We start from the raw sequence: 16,856 nt of genomic DNA on the forward strand, positions 1-16,856 counted from the left end.
CAGGGTGATTGATCGCAAATGCCGCAGATTGCTTCAAAAAAATTCCCCTGTTTGTTATATTGTTGTTTATTGCTTATTCACCTCTGCGGTGCCAAAAAGAACAAGATTCACCGCGACCCAGGAAAGAGAAATGTTAGATTACCGCTTCCCGACAGCTTTGCAGATGGTTCTCAGCGTAGCGATGGCGGAGCAATTAGGTAAACGTTCGACGAGTGCCATTCTGGCCTACGGCCTGGAAGCCAACCCGAGCTTTATCCGCAAACTGATGGTTCCGCTGACGCGTGACGGCATTATCGTTTCGACGCTGGGCCGTAACGGCTCAATTCACCTTGGCCGCCCGCCGGAAGAGATTACCCTGCGCGACATCTACCTGTCGGTCATCGAAGATAAAAAGCTGTGGGCGTCGCGCCCGGACGTACCGGCCCGCTGCGTGGTCAGCGCTAACGCCTGCTGGTACTTTAAGTCGATTTCCGAAGAGGCCGAGGAGGCTTCGCTGGCGGTGCTTGCCCGTCATACCGTGGCAAGCGCGCTGGAGGAGGTTAAAAACGCCGACAGCAGCGGGTGCGATCCGCTCCCCGAGCTTATTGCCCAGTATCAAAAGACGTCGTAACCATTTTATCGGGTGGCGCTGCGCTTACCCGGCCTGCATTCTGATGTAAAAAAACCGCCTTCATCGTGAAGGCGGTTTTTTATTATCTGCAACGTCTCTACGCGGGCAGCACTTCCCTTTCCTCTTTTTTCCCGCGCATCACGAATTTACGCAGCGTCACGTAGAACACCGGCGTCAGGAACAGACCAAACAGCGTTACGCCCAGCATCCCGGAGAACACGGTGATCCCGGTAACGCCGCGCACTTCAGCGCCCGCGCCGTGGCCGAGGATCAGCGGAATGGTCCCGGCAATAAAGGCGATGGAGGTCATCACAATCGGGCGTAAGCGCAGGCGGCATGCCTCCAGCGCGGCCTCCATAATGCCTTTGCCCTGAATTTCCAGCTCGCGGGCAAACTCCACGATAAGAATGGCGTTTTTACAGGCCAGCCCCATCAGTACCACCAGCCCCACCTGCACGAACACGTTGTTATCGCCACCGGTCAGCCAGACGCCAAACAGCGCGGAGAGCATGGTCATCGGCACGATGAGGATCACCGCCAGCGGCAGCGTCCAGCTTTCATACAGCGCCGCCAGGACCAGGAACGCCAGCAGCACCGCGACCGGGAAAACGATCAGCGCCGTATTGCCCTGCGTGGCCTGCTGGAAGCTCAGGTCGGTCCATTCAATGTTCATCCCGTTCGGCAGGATCTGCTTAGACATCGCGTCCAGCTGCGTCATCGCCTGCGCGGAAGAGAGCACGCGCGGGTCGGCATCGCCAATCAGGTCCGCTGCCGGGTAGCCATTGTAGCGGATCACCGGATCCGGCCCGTAGGTGGTCGTGATTTTCACCATGCTGCCAATCGGCACCATTTCGCCCTGGCTGTTACGGGTGCGCAGGTTGGCAATATCTTCCACGCTGTCGCGGAACTGCCCGTCGGCCTGCGCCATCACGCGCCAGGTGCGCCCGAACTGGTTAAAGTCATTCACGTACGACGAGCCCAGATAGGTTTGCAGCGTACCGAAAAGATCGGTCAACAATACGCCCTGCGCTTTGGCCTTATCGCGGTCGACCTGCACGTCCAGCTGCGGCACGTTAGCCTGGTAGGTTGAGATCGGGAAGTGCATTCCCGGCGTCTGCATAATCGCGCCGGACATGGTGTTCACCGCATTTTGCAGCGCGCCATAGCCCAGACCACCGCGATCCTGGATGTACAGCGAATAGCCTGACCCTTGCCCCAGCCCCAGAATCGGCGGCGGCAGAATGGAGAAGCCAAAGCCCTGCTGGATTTGCGCAATTTTCGCGTTGATCTCGGCGTTAATTTCCGCCGCAGTATGCTTACGCTGATCGAACGGCTTCAGGCCAAAGAAGACCGTTCCGGTATTCGGCGTGTTGGTGAACTGCAGCGCGTTCAGCCCCGGGAACGCAACCGCGTAGTCCACGCCTTCGGTATTCATCCCGATTTCGCTCATCTTGCGGATCACCGCGTCGGTGCGCGCCAGCGAAGAGCCTTCCGGCATCTTCACGCCGCCAATCAGGTAAAGCTTGTCCTGGGTCGGAATAAACCCGCCGGGCACCGCCTTAAACATGACGCCTGCGGCACAGAGCAGCAGCAGATACACCACAAATACCGCGCCGCGTCGTCCCAGCGTTTTGCCCACCAGCCCCTGATAGCCGTTCGAGCTGCGGTGGAAAAAGCGGTTAAACGGACGGAAGATCCAGCCGAACAGACGATCGATAAGCCGGGTAGGGAAATCTTTCGGCGCGCCGTGCGGTTTTAACAGCAGTGCCGCCAGCGCCGGAGAGAGCGTCAGCGAGTTAATGGCGGAGATGACCGTGGAAATGGCGATCGTCACCGCAAACTGCTTGTAGAACTGCCCGGTAACGCCGGAGAGAAACGCCATCGGCACGAACACCGCGCACAGCACCAGCGCAATCGCGATAATCGGCCCGGATACTTCGCGCATCGCCTGGTGCGCCGCCGCAAGCGGCGCAAGCCCCTCTTCGATATTTCGCTCGACGTTTTCCACCACCACGATGGCGTCGTCCACCACGATACCGATGGCCAGCACCAGCCCGAACAGGCTCAGGGTATTCAGCGAGAAGCCCAGCAGATAAAGAATACTGAACGTGCCCACCACCGACACCGGCACCGCGATCAGCGGAATGATCGACGCGCGCCAGGTTTGCAGGAACAGGATCACCACCAGCACCACCAGTACCACCGCTTCCAGCAGGGTTTGCACCACCGCGCGGATGGAATCGCGCACGAAAACGGTTGGATCGTAAGGTGCCGCCCACTTCATGTCCGCAGGGAAGCGCGCGGACAGTTCGTCCATTTTCGCGCGCACCGCGTTAGAAAGATCGATGGCGTTCGCCCCCGGAGACTGGAAGATACCAATCCCGACCGCGTCTTTATTGTTCAGCTGGGAACGCAGCGCATAGCTCCCGGACCCCATTTCGATACGCGCTACGTCGCGCAGGCGAACAACCGTACCGTCCTGCGTCGTTTTCAGGACAATATTGCCGAACTCTTCTTCGGTATGCAGTCGGCCCTGGGCGTTAATGGAGATCAGGAAATCGCTCTCCTTCGGCAGCGGCTCGGCACCAAGCTGCCCGGCGGACACCTGCACGTTCTGCTCCTGCATCGCCGTCACCACGTCCGACGCGGTCAGCCCGCGGGCCGCCACCTTGTTGGGATCCAGCCAGACGCGCATCGCGTACTCGCCGGAGCCGAAAATCTGGATCTGGCCGACGCCGGGCAGGCGCGCCAGCTCGTCCTTCACCTTCAGCGTGGCGTAGTTGCGCATATACAGGGAGTCGTACTTACCGCCGGGCGAGAACAGATGCACCACCAGCGTCAGCGTCGGGGACTGCTTCTGGGTGGTAATGCCCAGACGCCTTACGTCTTCCGGCAGACGCGCCTCGGCCTGCGCGACGCGGTTTTGCACCTGAACCTGCGCCTGATCCGGGTCGGTTCCCGGACGGAAAGTGACGGTGGTCACCAGCACGCCGTCGGAGCCCGCGACGGACTTCATGTACATCATGTTCTCAACGCCGTTGATTGCCTCTTCCAGCGGCGTCGCCACGGTCTCGGCAATCACTTTCGGGTTGGCGCCCGGGTACTCCGCGCGCACCTGCACGCTTGGCGGCACGACGTCAGGGTATTCGCTCACCGGCAGCAGCGGGATGGCGATCAACCCTGTGATAAAAATCAGAATCGACAGGACGGCGGCAAAAATCGGCCTGTCGATGAAAAAGCGGGAAAAGTCCATGGGTTGGATTCTCAGGTCAAGGGATCAGTTAAGGGCGGCGCTGGCGGTCATGGCAACGGTTTTCGCGTTAACCGGCATACCCGGCATAAACACTTTCTGTAAACCCTCGACGATGACTTTGTCGCCAGGGTTCAGCCCCTGCCGTACGATGCGTAAGCCGTCTGCCAGACGCCCCGGCGTAATGTCGCGACGCTGCGCTTTCCCCTCTTTATCCACGATATAGACGTATTTACGATCCTGATCGGTCAGCACCGCCTTGTCGTCGATAAGCGTGGCTTTGAACTCCGCGCTGCCCGGCAGGCGTACGCGGGCAAACAGTCCCGGCGTGAACTGACGCTGCGCGTTATCCAGCAGCGCGCGCATGCGGATGGTGCCGGTGCTTGGCGTGAGCTGGTTATCCAGGAAGTCCACTTTGCCCTGATGGGGATAGCCCTCCTCGCCCGTCAGGCCAATCTCAACCGGCAGCGCCGCGTGGTTGCTGGACGCCCCCTGCCCGCTGCGGGCCAGGTTTTGGTAGTGAAGATAGGTCGACTCGTCCACGTCAAAGTAGACGTAGACCGTCTTCTGCGAAACCAGCGTGGTGAGGACGCTGGCGGTGTCCCCCGCCGTCACCAGGTTTCCGCTGGTGATCAGCGCCCGGCTGGCGCGACCGTCGATAGGTGCGGTGACTTTGGTGAAGTCCAGGTTGAGCTGGGCGGCATCAACCGCCGCCTGCGCGGCGCGAATATCGGCCTGCGCCTGAGTGGCGGCCGAACGACGCTGCTCCCACTCTTCGCGGGAGACGACGTTGGTATTGACCAGCTTATCGGTACGGTTAGCCTCACTTTGCGCCAGGCTGGCCTGGGTTTTGGCTCTCGCCAGGTTCGCCTGCGCCTGTTCCAGCGCCGCGCGATAGGTACGGTCATCAATGGTGAACAGCACCTCGCCCTTCTTCACTTCCTGGCCGTCGGTGTAATTCACCTTATCAATGTAGCCGGACACGCGCGGACGAAGCTGAACGCTCTCCACCGCTTCAATCCGGCCGTTAAAGCTATCCCACTGGCTGATCGATTTCACCACCACGTCAGCGGCGCTCACGGCTGGCGCAGGCGGCGCGGCGTTTTGCGCGACGCTGTTATCGCATCCGACGAGCAGCGCGGAGAGCAACAGTGCCCCCAGCGCGCTCAGTGGAGAGTTACCCCAGGTTTTTTGCAGGCTCATTATTTTTATTCCGATAATTGTCGCCGCCGGGCAAGACGCAGCAGGAGGCACCGCGCCACTTCCTTTGTCCGGGGGCTGTCTTAAGGCCATTTGTGTCGTTCATCGCCACAAAACTGTAACAGTTGCGAATACACTATTCGCGGCGATTGTAGGAAGGCGCTTAACTAAGTGCAAGAATAATTGTTGCACTTTATGTGCTATTTGAGCGGATGTGAAAAGACCCGTTTCGGCCAGGGATTTAAATGCAACAATAAAACTTGCAATTACTGCAAAAACGCGCCACCTTTAAATGCAACAGATAAAGATACTTTTACTATGCTGCGTGGGAGTAACCCGATGAACACTGGCGCATTTATGCATGATTTACTCGACTGGATCGACAACAACCTGGACAGCCGTCTGGACATTGAGTCCGTCGCCAGACGCTCCGGCTATTCGAAATGGCATCTTCAGCGTTTGTTTAAGGAACATACGGGCTATCCCCTTGCCGGGTATATCCGCGCGCAAAAGCTGCAAAAATCGATGGAGCGCTTAACCCGCAGCGACGAGCCCATTCTGAACGTGGCGATCGCGCTGGGCTTTGACTCCCAGCAGTCCTTCAACCGCAGCTTTAAGCGTCAGTACGGTCAGGCGCCTGGGGCATGGCGGCGCAGCATGGCTGGCCCGGAAACGCAGCCGCTACGCTAGCAATGAAATTGTCACGGATGACGTCTTCCCTGCCTGCGTCCCAGGCAATGCCCACCTTCCAGCTGATTGACTCCCCCGTTAGCGGAATAATCGCCAGCCCCGGCGGCGCGATATGCGTTACGCTGGTGGGCAGAATCGCCACACCGATGCCCGCCACCACCATCGCGACGATGGTTTGAATGTCGTCAGTCAGCTGAGTCGATGAAACGAAAAGACCGTTGTCATGCAGGAAGCGGTCAATCTGCGCGTTCAACCCCCGTCCCCGCTCATCATAAAGCCGCAGCAGAGGGCGTTTCATGAGCCACTCTCCGGCAGGCAGCGTCGGCGACGCGGCGGGCGCAACCAGCACCAGACGGTCGGTAAATAGCGGCAGGGAGTCAAGCGCCGCGGGGGGAGGCACCCTGACAAAACCGACCTGTAGCTCATCATTTTGCAATCGCTCGTACTGCTGGAAGGAAGGCAGATCCGTCAATGACATTTCTACTCCCGGGTAGTCCCGACGAAAGTCAGCGATACAGCGCGGCGCAAGATAAAAGCTTGAGAGCCCGAACCCGACGGCAATATGTCCCTCCACCCCTTTTGAGACCCGCTCGGCATGCTGCATAAAGAGCTGGCTTTGCCTCACCACTTTTTCAGCCTCTGGCAGCAAACGCCTGCCGCCGGCCGTCAGCATTGCGCCGTGACGCCCCCGTGAAAAAAGAGACATATTCACCTGGGATTCGAGGAGATTAATCTGTTTGGTCAATGCCGGTTGCGAGATAAACAGCGCCCGCGCCGCATCGGCATAGTTCCCCTTTTCAGCCAGCAGCAAAAAGGCGTTGAGCAACCGGGTGTTCATTTTTTAGATTCCAGATGGTTATCAAAATAAGAAATCATTTGATTATACAGTTATTGGTAATCGTTATGTAATCGAGTCTCGATGACAACCGGAGACACATCATGAACGAACCTCAATCCCTAAAGGCGGCAACCGTCCAGTTTCAGCATCAGGCCAATAACAAAAAGTACAATCTGCTGATCATAGAGAAGTTTATTGAACAGGCGGCGCTTGAGCAGGTGAACATTCTCACCTTCCCTGAAATGTGTATTACCGGCTACTGGCACGTCCCTAAGCTCAGTGCAGCGGAGGTGTCTGCGCTGGCCGAGCCAGTAGCAGAAAGCCCTTCCCTGGCGCTCATTCGCTCCCTGGCGATAAAACATCAGATGCTGATTGGCGTCGGTCTCATTGAACGCGCCGACGATGGCCGCCTCTACAATGCCTATGTTGCCTGTATGCCGGACGGCACAATGCATACGCATCGTAAGCTCCATGCTTTTGAACATCCGGCCATCAGCAGCGGGGACAGCTTTACCGTTTTTGATACGCCGTGGGGCGTGAAGGTCGGTATCCTGATTTGCTGGGACAATAATCTGGTCGAAAACGTGCGCGCAACGGCGCTGCTGGGCGCCGATATTCTTCTCGCGCCGCACCAGACGGGCGGCACAGATTCCCGCAGCCCCCACGGAATGAAGCCCATTCCGCTGGCGCTATGGGAGGCGCGGGAAACGCGCAAGGAGGACATTACCGCCGCATTTAAAGGTCCAAGCGGTCGGGAGTGGCTTATGCGCTGGCTGCCTGCCCGCGCGCACGACAACGGACTGTTTCTTCTCTTCAGCAACGGTGTCGGTGCTGACGACGACGAAGTGCGCACGGGCAATGCCATGATCCTCGATCCTTACGGAAGGATCGTGAATGAAACCTGGGCGGCAGAGGATGCGATGGTGAGCGCTGAACTGGATTTAAGCCTGCTCGCGATGAGCACCGGACGGCGCTGGATCCACGGTCGCCGCCCCGATTTATACCGGATACTGACCCAGCCGCAGGGCTATGAACGTGATGCGATCAGCGCACGCTTTTCGAATGAGCCCCCTGCTCGCTAGAACTGTGCGCATTTTTTAGCTGCAACATAAACCCGGAGCTGCTACACTGTATATAATTACAGTGTGAGGTGCGCATAATGGCTGTTGAAATAAAATATGTTGTCGTAAGAAAAGGTGAAGAGAAAATGACATTTGCCAGCAAGAAAGAGGCTGACGCTCACGACAAGCTGCTCGATATGGCAGACGCGTTCACCGACTGGCTGTTGCAAAGTGGTATGCAGATGGATGAAACGCAGGCTGAAAATCTTGGCCTGTATTTCGCCGAGCAGAAAGAGACCGTGCAGCATATTCTGCGTACCAGCAAGCTTCCCGAGCTCAATGCCCCCGCTGCAGCGGATAAAACAGAAGATGCGGCTGACGCGAAAAAAATCAGGGCCGTGAAAGCGGCCTGATGGCCGGAATAATCATCGCCTGTTCCGGAGCCGTGAGCAGATATCTGCTTACGGCTTTTTTAGCTGTCTGTATCTTTCAGCAGGCTTATTTCTTCGAACAGCCATTGCTTTAGCGTTCGTATTTTAAACGAATCCTTATCATCGAACCGGTAAACTAAATCGTATCCCCGCTCTGCTTTAAGTTTGTATTGCGGAAACGGAACAACAAGCCTTCCGGCAGCGACATCATCTGCAATCAGCACGCTCCGTCCAAGCGCCACGCCTTCGCCACGTATAGCGGCTTCGGTCGCCATGCTGCCAAGCGTCCACAACGTTCCCCGATGGTCGCTGAAAGTGCTTTCTCCGGCCATTTCAAACCATGCCTCCCAGTTCGCCAGCATTCTGTACTCATGAAGCAGCACGCAGTTTGAGAGATCCTGAATTTCTTTCAGACCGTTATGTTCCTGAAGAAAGTCAGGGCTACACACAGGGGTGACTGTTTCACTCAAGATTCGCTCAGAGCAGACCTCGGGATAATTGCCCAGGCCATAGCGAATTGCGGCATCGACCTGACCATCGTTAAGATCCACGTTAACGTCAGTAACATCGAGCTGAATATCAAGCTCAGGATACCGCTGCCTGAAGCGGCCGAGACGCGGGGCCAGCCACTTACTGGCGAATGACACCGTTGTGCTGATACGCAAACTTTTTGCCGGGAGCCTTGCGCGTAAACGCTCGGACTCTCTCATTAAATCACCCAGAAGGCGGGTAACCGCAGGGTGGAATTCAGCCCCCTCCTCCGTCAGGATTATCTGTCGCGTCAGTCTGTGAAATAGCTTTACCCCCAGATGCTCTTCGAGCTTCCGGATTTGCCGGCTTATCGCGCCGTGCGTAACGTGCAGCTCCGCGGCCGCCAGCGTCATGCTGGAGAGCCGGGCAGTGGCTTCAAAAGCCCGAAGCGTTTGCAGGGGTGGAAGGCGTTCAAACATCATACGTGTGATAATAATTCACGCATGGTGTGAGAACAAATGATTTGTCAGGCCATCGTCCCCAAATCAAAATCGACATAAACAACCATTTAATTTTCATCATGTTATCGGAGGAATTATGGAGAGTTTGTTCGTGTACGGGACGCTCGGCCCAGGCCGACCTAATGCGCATATTCTTGAGAATATCGGTGGGTCGTGGCAGGAAGGACACGTTGGCGGGTCTCTGTTAAATAAAGGCTGGGGGGCAGAGATGGGCTATCCGGGGATCGTACTGGATCACTCAGGTAATCGTGTTCAGGGTTTTATTTTCACTTCAGCAAATTTGCATAATCACTGGGATGTACTCGATCGGTTTGAAGGGGCTGAATATGAGCGTGTACCGGTAGACGTCACGACGACTGCCGGTCAGATAATAAAATCGTGGGTGTACCGGCTTAAGCCATGAACGCGTAAAGCCTGTGATTCAGGCTTTACGCCCGCCATTCGCTCATTTTACGCAACACTGCATGTACTGAACGCCCGTTTTTAACGAGGTTCGAACGCATTATGATGGCGCTATTCCGTTATGAAGGAGGCAACATGCATTTTCAGAAGCTGCAGTATTTATTTGATCCACTTTGCGGCTGGTGCTACGCCAGCGCGCCGGCGCTGAGTTACCTTGCTCAGCACCACGCCGATCAACTTGAGCTCATGCCCAGCGGGCTTTTCAGCGATGAGGGTGCCCGGGACATCACCGCGGAATGGGCGGAGTACGCCTGGTCCAACGATCGGCGCATCGCCTCACTCACCGGGCAGCCTTTCAGCGAGCGCTATCATCAGCTTCTGCAGACCGGCACGCGGTTTGATTCGACGTTTATGAATCGTGCTCTGACCATGGTTCGTGACGTCACCCCGTCCGCCGAGACACCTCTTCTTCATGCGCTACAGCATGCCCGCTATGTTGAGGGACGAGACACCTCGAGACCTGACGTGGTGGGTGATATCGTTGAGGACTGGGCCGGAAAAAACAACCTCGCGTTAAAGCATGAACAGGTTATCCTGGCGCTTGATACCGATAAGGCGCTGCGGCATATCACGGACGCGAGGATCGCGGAAGTGAAGCGCCTTATGGATCAGCGAGGTATCCGGGGAGTCCCTGCACTGCTGGCGACGGTGAATGGCACGGAGCATATGATCGGTGGACATGCTCTTTACGGTGGCGCAGAGAAGTTACGCGCTACCCTCTCTACGCTTGCCTGAATGGGTTTGCCAGCATGGCGGACAATCGCTACGTCACGATCGGAAAGCAAATGAACCGCAATTGGGGCGTTTTTTAATTTTACGGGCTGACGCGAGATGGGGGTCAGCTTTGTGCCAGAAGCGGACGTTGCGCGGTATGTTAGTTATGATATGAAATGTTTGCGTAAGATTTTTTCTAATAGTGAAAAAATCACTGTGACCCTTTTTGGAGTAATCGTCTGATAAGGTCGATATAAATAAAATTGCCATTTCTCCTGTCGCAGTTCTGGCAGGGGTTTTATGAGTTGACCATTTGCTAAGTACTCTCTACAGATAAAATCGCTGGACTGTACAACCGTTTTGCCAGCCAAAGCGGCCTGAATTTCTGCGTATGGGTCCGTAGTATAAAATTCAATATGACGAGGGACAAAGGTATTCACGGCGTCACTCATAAATTCAAAGATTTTTCCCGTTTCAGGATTAAGTAAACCACTGAATGGATAACGTTGCCGAAGATCTTCTAAATCCGTTGGAGCTCCCAGGCGCGCAACGAGTTCTGGGGATGCTACCAAAATATGTTCCACCTGCGTGATGTTTTTAATGATAAAGTTTGGATTAGGTTCTCGCCCGACGCGTATACCTATATCGATACGATGCTCGACAGTATCAAGTTTCATCATATCTAAACGCCAGTCGATAAATAATTCAGGATATGGGCGTAGCGCAGTCAATAGTTCATATAATACTTGTTCATGCTTTGGAAATCGAAGCGACGTGATACGGACAATGCCCTTCATTTCATTATCATCTTTCGCCGTCTGAAATAGTTTTTCCGAATCCTCTAGCAGTCGGCTGGCTTGAGGTAAAAAAAGCTCGCCGAAGCTTGTGAGAAAGATCGAGCGAGTATTGCGTCTGAAAAGGGGTTCATCAAGCTGTTTCTCCAGCTCAGCGATTGTTCGTGTTACAACCGATGGTGAAACCGAAAGCTTTATAGAGGCTTCGCGGAAGTTGAGGGTCTCAGCGGCGATGATAAAAAACTTCAGAGCATCAAGTTTGTTCATGATTGTTGTTAAAGTTGCAATAATGTTTTTTGATATTAGTAATTAATTTGCAATTATTCCAGTCGTATAATCAAACCATCAAACAAGTAATCTATCGTATCCTTTTATCAGAACTTTGAAGAGTAATTTATGGCAATACAACCAGTAGAATTAAACAAAGCCTATCGTTTATTGCAGGTCGGGCCAACGACGATGATATCGGCTAAAAATAATGGTATTGAAAATGTCATGGCAGCTGCCTGGGTGGGATTAGTAGGCAATAACAAAGTGATGGCTTTTATAGGTCCACAGGCATTTACACGCAGCCTTGTCGAAAAAAGTGGATATTACGTTGTCCAGGTCCCAGTAGTAAATCAGATGGAAATGGTTTTATATGCAGGCGGTCACAGTTATTCTGACACACCCGAAAAAAACAATAAAATCCCACTTTTTTATCAGAAAGAGTTTGATCTGCCTTTAGTTGAAGGTTGCGCTGGCTGGCTAGTCTGTAAGGTTATACCCAATGAAGAAAATGAAAAGCAGCACAACTTGTTCATGGGGGAAATTGTCGGAGCATGGAGTGATGACCGCGTTTTCAGGAATGGGCACTGGATTTTTGATGATGCGCCTGATGAACTACGTACTGTCCATTACGTAGCTGGCGGACAGTTTTACGCCATTGGCAAAGGTACAAAATTTAATTATGGTCCGGGAAAAGACTAATCCTTACTTCTGTATAAATGTAGCCATAGAAAATGGCTACATAGAGGTAAGAGCACCAAAATCAAACAACTAAAGATGTCCGCTCTTCGCTCATAGCCGCCCTAACGTTACCTAAATCCCGAACTCCCCCAACGCTCCCCCCATAAAGCCTGGTAGCTATACAAACGCGCCTGGCTGTTACGTTATTACGCGTTAATGACTTAAAAAGAAAATGAGCATGACCCCACATCCGCTACGGCAGATAATCGAATCCTGCGATCGCGCCATCACCAGCAAAAACTATGACGCCCTGATGGACTACTACGCCGACGACGCGGCTCTGCTGGTCAAGCCCGGTATGACGGTTAAAGGCAAAGAGAACATTCGCAGCGCGTTTATTGCCATCTCGGATTATTTTCAGGATCAACTGGTTGTTGAACAAGGGGATATGCAGGTGATCGAAGGCGGCGATAATGCCCTCGTGATCATGGAAACCCTGCTGCGTTTTCCTGATGGCCAGGGTGGGATCGCGGAAATGTCGCGCCGCGCAACCTATGTTTTCCGCCACGAAAGCGACGGTCGCTGGCTGTGCACCATCGACAACTCCTACGGCACGTCGCTTCTGGATACAGCAAACTCATCACGTTAATGACGGTTTCAAAGGGACGCTACCGCCCCTCCATGCCAGTGCCCTTAGTGCGCAGTAATGCGCGGCTCCTTCACAAACTCAGCCAGCAGCCACACCATATCGTGCAGCAGGCCCGTCAGCTCTTTCGCGACGTGAGCGGGCAGCGTTCCACCCATCACCGCCTGTGTCAGCGCCAGAACATAGTCCACCTGCGTTAAGGTATCCTGCCAGCAGTCGGGCACGCAGGAGTTCAGTTTCTCACCCACGATCAGCTGTTCGATCAGGTAGGGAGGAAGGTCGGCATCGCAGAGTCCACGCAGCTTGCGCAGGGTCTGAAGAAGACGCTCGCAGAGCGCAGTACGGCTCGCGGCATCATCGGTTTCAACCAGCACGCTCACCAGCGCGGCGCAGCTGTCGGCGACGTCAAACAGATCGGCATCCGCCGGAAGCGGTCGGGAGATAAGTTGCAGAATGATGTTGTCGTCAGACGGAAGATAAGTCAGGGTTGGGATAGTCGCCATACAAGGCATCCTTCTATATGCAGTTCATTAAACTACCCAGTGAGTTCCTACGCTCGGTGGGTAGCGCTGACAGAGGTAGGAATACCGCCCATATAGAAAAACGGCCAGCCTTACGGCTGCTCCGCCAGCGCCACCGCAATTGTAACGGGATCGGTGCTGCCGCGACATACGAAATGTCACTATATGGTAGATACGGGTTCCTACGCCCGATTGCGGATGTGCCGCAACGCAGGCACTTTACGACCCCGGTCGGTTGAAGAAAAGAGATACCCCTCAATTTCACGAGGTTACTTTGCGGTTTGCGAGGCGTCTTCCAGAATGGTAACGCGGCCCTACATTTTAAGCGTATCAATCACCGCTCTGAGCGCAGGCGACACGTTGCGATGAGGATAATAAAGATATAACCCATCCATGCGCAGGCTGTAGCGCTGCAACACCCGGATAAGCGTTCCGCGCTCCAGATCGTCAGCCACCAGCTCTACCGGGACATAGGCCAGCCCCAGCCCCAGGCGGGCGGCTTCTGCCTCCATGTAGCTGTCGGACAGCGCCCATTGCCCCTCAGGCCGATGGGTGATTTTTTTCCCGTCCTGCACCAGCTCCCACTGATAGTCACTACCGTCGGCAAACTGGTAGGCGATGCAGGGATGAGCCACTAAATCCGCAGGCGTCTGCGGAAAGCCGTAGCGCCTGAAGTGTTCCGGAGCAGCCACTGCGGCCATTTCCATATCAGGCGTAATACGCACCGCAATCATTCCCTGCCCCACTTCCGGCCCGAGCCTGACGCCCGCATCGAACCGCTCGGCGATAATGTCGACGAAGCGGCTTTCATTGATCAGTTCCAGCCTGATGTCCGGATAACGCTGTTTAAAAACGGCAAGCTTTGGCAGCAGGCATTTGTCGATAGCGTGCTGGCTGGCATTGATACGCACCGTGCCGGAGGGCGTCTGACGGTAGTGTGCCAGGGTCGCCAGGCCCGTATCGAGCGTATCGAACGCGGACTCGGCGGTCCGATAGAGCTGTTCCCCGGCATGGGTGAGCGACAGCTTGCGCGTAGTGCGGACCAGAAGCTGAACGCCCAACCGCTCTTCCAGCTCGCGAACCGAGCGGCTAATCCCGGATTGCGCCAGCCCAAGCCGTTGCGCAGCCCCCGTGAAGCTCCCCTCCCGCACCACCTGCATGAACAGGTATAGCTCATTATAGTTTTCCCGCTTCGCCATCACGCCCGCCATTTATAACAATATGATATGAATCTTAGCAAATTATGGCCTCTAATCAGCACTATTTATGCTCACTATAATGACCGCAACACAACAACCCAGGGTTAATTTCCATGAAAACATTCACCCAAAAACTGTCCGTTGCGATGCTGCTCTGTGCATCATTAAGTGGAGTGACAACAATGAGTTATGCAGAAACAACCAACCCAAACGCCCCTGTTTCAATGGTGACCGCCTGGGATAAAACCTTCCCCGAGAGTGACAAAGTCGATCACCGTAAGGTGTCCTTCCAGAACCGTTACGGGATCACCCTGGTAGGCGATCTCTATCTGCCTAAAAACCGCGGTGACCGCAAGCTGGCGGCGATTGCGGTCAGCGGACCGTTTGGCGCGGTCAAAGAGCAGTCCAGCGGTCTGTATGCGCAGACCCTGGCCGAAAACGGGTTTGTGACCCTGGCGTTCGATCCGTCCTATACGGGCGAAAGCGGCGGCCAGCCGCGCAACGTCGCCTCTCCGGATATCAACACCGAAGACTTTAGCGCGGCGGTGGATTTCCTAGGGTTGCAGAAAGAGGTTGATCGTAACCGTATCGGTATTCTCGGCATCTGCGGCTGGGGCGGTATGGCGCTGAATGCGGCATCCATGGACACCCGCGTGAAAGCGGTCGCCACCAGCGTAATGTATGACATGAGCCGGGCGATGGGCCACGGCGTGGGCGACGGGAAAGATCGCTATTCAACCTCTGACCGCCGCGCCGTTCTGCAGTATCTGAACGAACAGCGCTGGAAGGATGCCGAGAACGGCACCTTCGCGCACGGCGGCCATGACATTTATGTCGATGAGAACGGCAAGGTGTCGGCGGCTGACCGTATTCTGCCGGAGGTATTGCCAGCAGATCCGCATCCGGTACTGAAGGAGTTTTATGACTACTACCGCATGCCGCGCGGCTTCCATGCCCGCTCTGTCAACTCCACCGGCGCGTGGACCGCGACCATGCCATTATCCTTTATGAATATGCCGCTGCTGAGCTATGCCGGGGAGATTACTATCCCGACGCTTATCGTCACCGGTGAAAAGGCGCACTCCCGCTATTTTGCAGAGGATGCGTTTAAAGCGGTCGGCAGCAAACAGAAAGCGCTGGTGATTGTCCCGGGGGCAAACCACGTCGACCTCTACGACAATGCTGCCGGAAAGATCCCTTTCGCGCAGTTTGAGCAGTTCTTCAAAACCAGCCTGAAATAAACCTCTTCGCCGCCCGTTTTCGCGGGCGGCTCTTCGTGAAAGATGACTATGTCCACTCTGAACCCGACTTCCTCAAAGAATGAGGAGCACGCGCACTGGGGCGGTGTTTTTGCCATGACCCTGTGCGTCTTCGTCCTGATTGCCTCGGAATTTATGCCCGTCAGCCTGCTGACCCCTCTTGCCAGAGATTTAGGCGTAACGGAGGGGCTTGCGGGCCAGGGGATCGCCATTTCCGGCGCGCTGGCGGTGCTGACCAGCCTCTCCCTTTCCCGGCTTGCCGGGAATATGGACCGCAAACACCTTCTGCTGGGCATGACGATCCTGATGGCGCTCTCGGGGATGATTATCGCTTTCGCCCCAAACTACCTGGTTTACATGACAGGCCGTGCGCTGATCGGGATCGCGATAGGCGGATTCTGGTCCATGTCTGCCGCAACGGCCATTCGCCTCGTTCCGCAGCATCAGGTCTCGCGCGCGCTGGCGATATTCAACGGGGGGAACGCGCTGGCGACGGTGGTCGCTGCCCCGCTCGGGAGTTATCTCGGCGCCACCATTGGCTGGCGCGGCGCCTTCCTGTGCCTGGTGCCCGTGGCGACGCTGGCGTTTCTCTGGCAACGTTTTAGCCTGCCCAACATGCCCGGCAATACAAAGACGGCGTCACGGTCAACCGTCTTTCGGCTATTCCGCCAGCGGGTGGTTTCCCTCGGTTTGCTGGCCTGCGGCCTGTTCTTTATGGGACAGTTCGCGCTGTTTACCTATGTGCGCCCGTTTCTCGAAACCGTCACGCAGGTCTCCCCCTCCGGCTTATCGCTTATTTTACTGACCATCGGCGTCGCGGGTTTTGTTGGCACGCTGCTCGTTGCGCTGGTGCTCAACGCCGCGTTTTACCCGACGTTAATCGCCATTCCTCTGCTGATGGCCGTCATTGCAGGCGCGTTGATACTGACCGGCCACAGCGTGTGGATCGTTGCCCTGCTGTTAGGCTTCTGGGGGATGCTGGCGACGGCGGCACCCACGGGATGGTGGACATGGATTGCGCGAACGCTGCCGGAAGATGCTGAGGCCGGCGGCGGATTAATGGTCGCCGTGATCCAGCTCGCCATCGCGCTCGGCTCAACGGCGGGCGGTATGGTGTTCGATCGTAGCGGCTGGCAGAGCACGTTTGCCTTGAGCGGCATTTTGCTCCTGGGTGCAGTGGTGTTGACGCTTCTGCTTTCGCGTCTTCACAAATCACTCGCCGGATGAATTATTAACGCTTT

General features: G+C 55.6%; 17 protein-coding genes. 10 read left to right on the plus strand and 7 right to left on the minus strand.

Annotated features, from left to right (window positions below):
* Positions 1-130 precede the first annotated feature (130 nt).
* The gene (locus L6R44_RS04005; RefSeq protein WP_032640456.1) at positions 131-610 is read left to right on the plus strand and encodes an RrF2 family transcriptional regulator; all 480 of its coding nucleotides are present in this window, start codon (positions 131-133) and stop codon (positions 608-610) included.
* Positions 611-707: 97 nt separating this feature from the next.
* On the opposite strand, the gene oqxB is transcribed toward L6R44_RS04005, so the two are convergent.
* The gene (gene oqxB / locus L6R44_RS04010) at positions 708-3,863 is read right to left on the minus strand and encodes a multidrug efflux RND transporter permease subunit OqxB (RefSeq protein WP_237423356.1); all 3,156 of its coding nucleotides are present in this window, start codon (positions 3,861-3,863) and stop codon (positions 708-710) included.
* Positions 3,864-3,887: 24 nt separating this feature from the next.
* Positions 3,888-5,063 carry an efflux RND transporter periplasmic adaptor subunit gene (locus L6R44_RS04015; RefSeq protein ID WP_032640460.1) on the minus strand — a complete coding sequence of 392 codons (1,176 nt, stop codon included), beginning with the start codon at positions 5,061-5,063 and terminating at the stop codon, positions 3,888-3,890.
* A 336-nt stretch (positions 5,064-5,399) separates the two neighbouring features.
* Here L6R44_RS04015 and L6R44_RS04020 point away from each other — a divergent pair, with 336 nt between their 5' ends.
* Positions 5,400-5,750: a helix-turn-helix domain-containing protein gene (locus L6R44_RS04020; protein WP_237423357.1), complete on the plus strand. Its 351-nt coding sequence runs from the start codon at positions 5,400-5,402 to the stop codon at positions 5,748-5,750.
* Here the strand turns inward: L6R44_RS04020 and L6R44_RS04025 are convergent.
* Positions 5,674-6,588 carry a LysR family transcriptional regulator gene (locus L6R44_RS04025; protein ID WP_237423358.1) on the minus strand — a complete coding sequence of 305 codons (915 nt, stop codon included), beginning with the start codon at positions 6,586-6,588 and terminating at the stop codon, positions 5,674-5,676. The two genes, L6R44_RS04020 and L6R44_RS04025, sit on opposite strands and share 77 nt — an antisense overlap.
* A gap of 101 nt (positions 6,589-6,689) precedes the next feature.
* Here L6R44_RS04025 and L6R44_RS04030 point away from each other — a divergent pair, with 101 nt between their 5' ends.
* On the plus strand, positions 6,690-7,670 hold the full coding sequence (locus tag L6R44_RS04030) for a nitrilase family protein (RefSeq protein WP_237423359.1): 981 nt from the start codon (positions 6,690-6,692) through the stop codon (positions 7,668-7,670).
* Positions 7,671-7,747: 77 nt separating this feature from the next.
* A complete protein-coding gene (locus L6R44_RS04035; RefSeq protein WP_237423360.1) occupies positions 7,748-8,062 on the plus strand; it encodes a YebG family protein in 315 nt (104 codons plus the stop codon).
* A 59-nt stretch (positions 8,063-8,121) separates the two neighbouring features.
* Here L6R44_RS04035 and gcvA read toward each other — a convergent pair whose 3' ends face one another.
* Positions 8,122-9,033, minus strand: a complete 912-nt coding sequence (gcvA, locus tag L6R44_RS04040) for a transcriptional regulator GcvA (protein WP_237423361.1) — start codon at positions 9,031-9,033, stop codon at positions 8,122-8,124.
* 115 nt (positions 9,034-9,148) lie between these two features.
* Between gcvA and L6R44_RS04045 the strand changes: the two genes are divergently transcribed.
* Positions 9,149-9,475 (plus strand): gamma-glutamylcyclotransferase family protein, encoded by a 327-nt coding sequence (locus L6R44_RS04045; RefSeq protein ID WP_237423362.1) that lies wholly within the window; start codon positions 9,149-9,151, stop codon positions 9,473-9,475.
* Between the two features lie 134 nt (positions 9,476-9,609).
* Positions 9,610-10,269, plus strand: a complete 660-nt coding sequence (locus tag L6R44_RS04050) for a DsbA family protein (RefSeq protein ID WP_237423363.1) — start codon at positions 9,610-9,612, stop codon at positions 10,267-10,269.
* Positions 10,270-10,412: 143 nt separating this feature from the next.
* On the opposite strand, the gene L6R44_RS04055 is transcribed toward L6R44_RS04050, so the two are convergent.
* The gene (locus L6R44_RS04055) at positions 10,413-11,309 is read right to left on the minus strand and encodes a LysR family transcriptional regulator (RefSeq protein ID WP_237423364.1); all 897 of its coding nucleotides are present in this window, start codon (positions 11,307-11,309) and stop codon (positions 10,413-10,415) included.
* Between the two features lie 129 nt (positions 11,310-11,438).
* Here L6R44_RS04055 and L6R44_RS04060 point away from each other — a divergent pair, with 129 nt between their 5' ends.
* Positions 11,439-12,011, plus strand: a complete 573-nt coding sequence (locus L6R44_RS04060; RefSeq protein ID WP_237423365.1) for a flavin reductase family protein — start codon at positions 11,439-11,441, stop codon at positions 12,009-12,011.
* A 217-nt stretch (positions 12,012-12,228) separates the two neighbouring features.
* Positions 12,229-12,639, plus strand: coding sequence for a YybH family protein (locus tag L6R44_RS04065; RefSeq protein ID WP_237423366.1), 411 nt, complete (start codon positions 12,229-12,231; stop codon positions 12,637-12,639).
* A gap of 44 nt (positions 12,640-12,683) precedes the next feature.
* On the opposite strand, the gene L6R44_RS04070 is transcribed toward L6R44_RS04065, so the two are convergent.
* Positions 12,684-13,139, minus strand: a complete 456-nt coding sequence (locus L6R44_RS04070; RefSeq protein ID WP_237423367.1) for a hypothetical protein — start codon at positions 13,137-13,139, stop codon at positions 12,684-12,686.
* A gap of 332 nt (positions 13,140-13,471) precedes the next feature.
* Positions 13,472-14,356, minus strand: a complete 885-nt coding sequence (locus tag L6R44_RS04075; RefSeq protein WP_237423368.1) for a LysR family transcriptional regulator — start codon at positions 14,354-14,356, stop codon at positions 13,472-13,474.
* 113 nt (positions 14,357-14,469) lie between these two features.
* Between L6R44_RS04075 and L6R44_RS04080 the strand changes: the two genes are divergently transcribed.
* Positions 14,470-15,597: an alpha/beta hydrolase gene (locus L6R44_RS04080; protein WP_237423369.1), complete on the plus strand. Its 1,128-nt coding sequence runs from the start codon at positions 14,470-14,472 to the stop codon at positions 15,595-15,597.
* Positions 15,598-15,645: 48 nt separating this feature from the next.
* Entirely contained in the window at positions 15,646-16,842 is a 1,197-nt protein-coding gene (locus L6R44_RS04085; RefSeq protein WP_237423551.1) for an MFS transporter, read from the plus strand.
* Positions 16,843-16,856 lie beyond the last annotated feature (14 nt).

The sequence above is a fragment of the Enterobacter cloacae complex sp. ECC445 genome (assembly GCF_021892025.1).
Lineage (GTDB): Bacteria > Pseudomonadota > Gammaproteobacteria > Enterobacterales > Enterobacteriaceae > Enterobacter > Enterobacter chengduensis.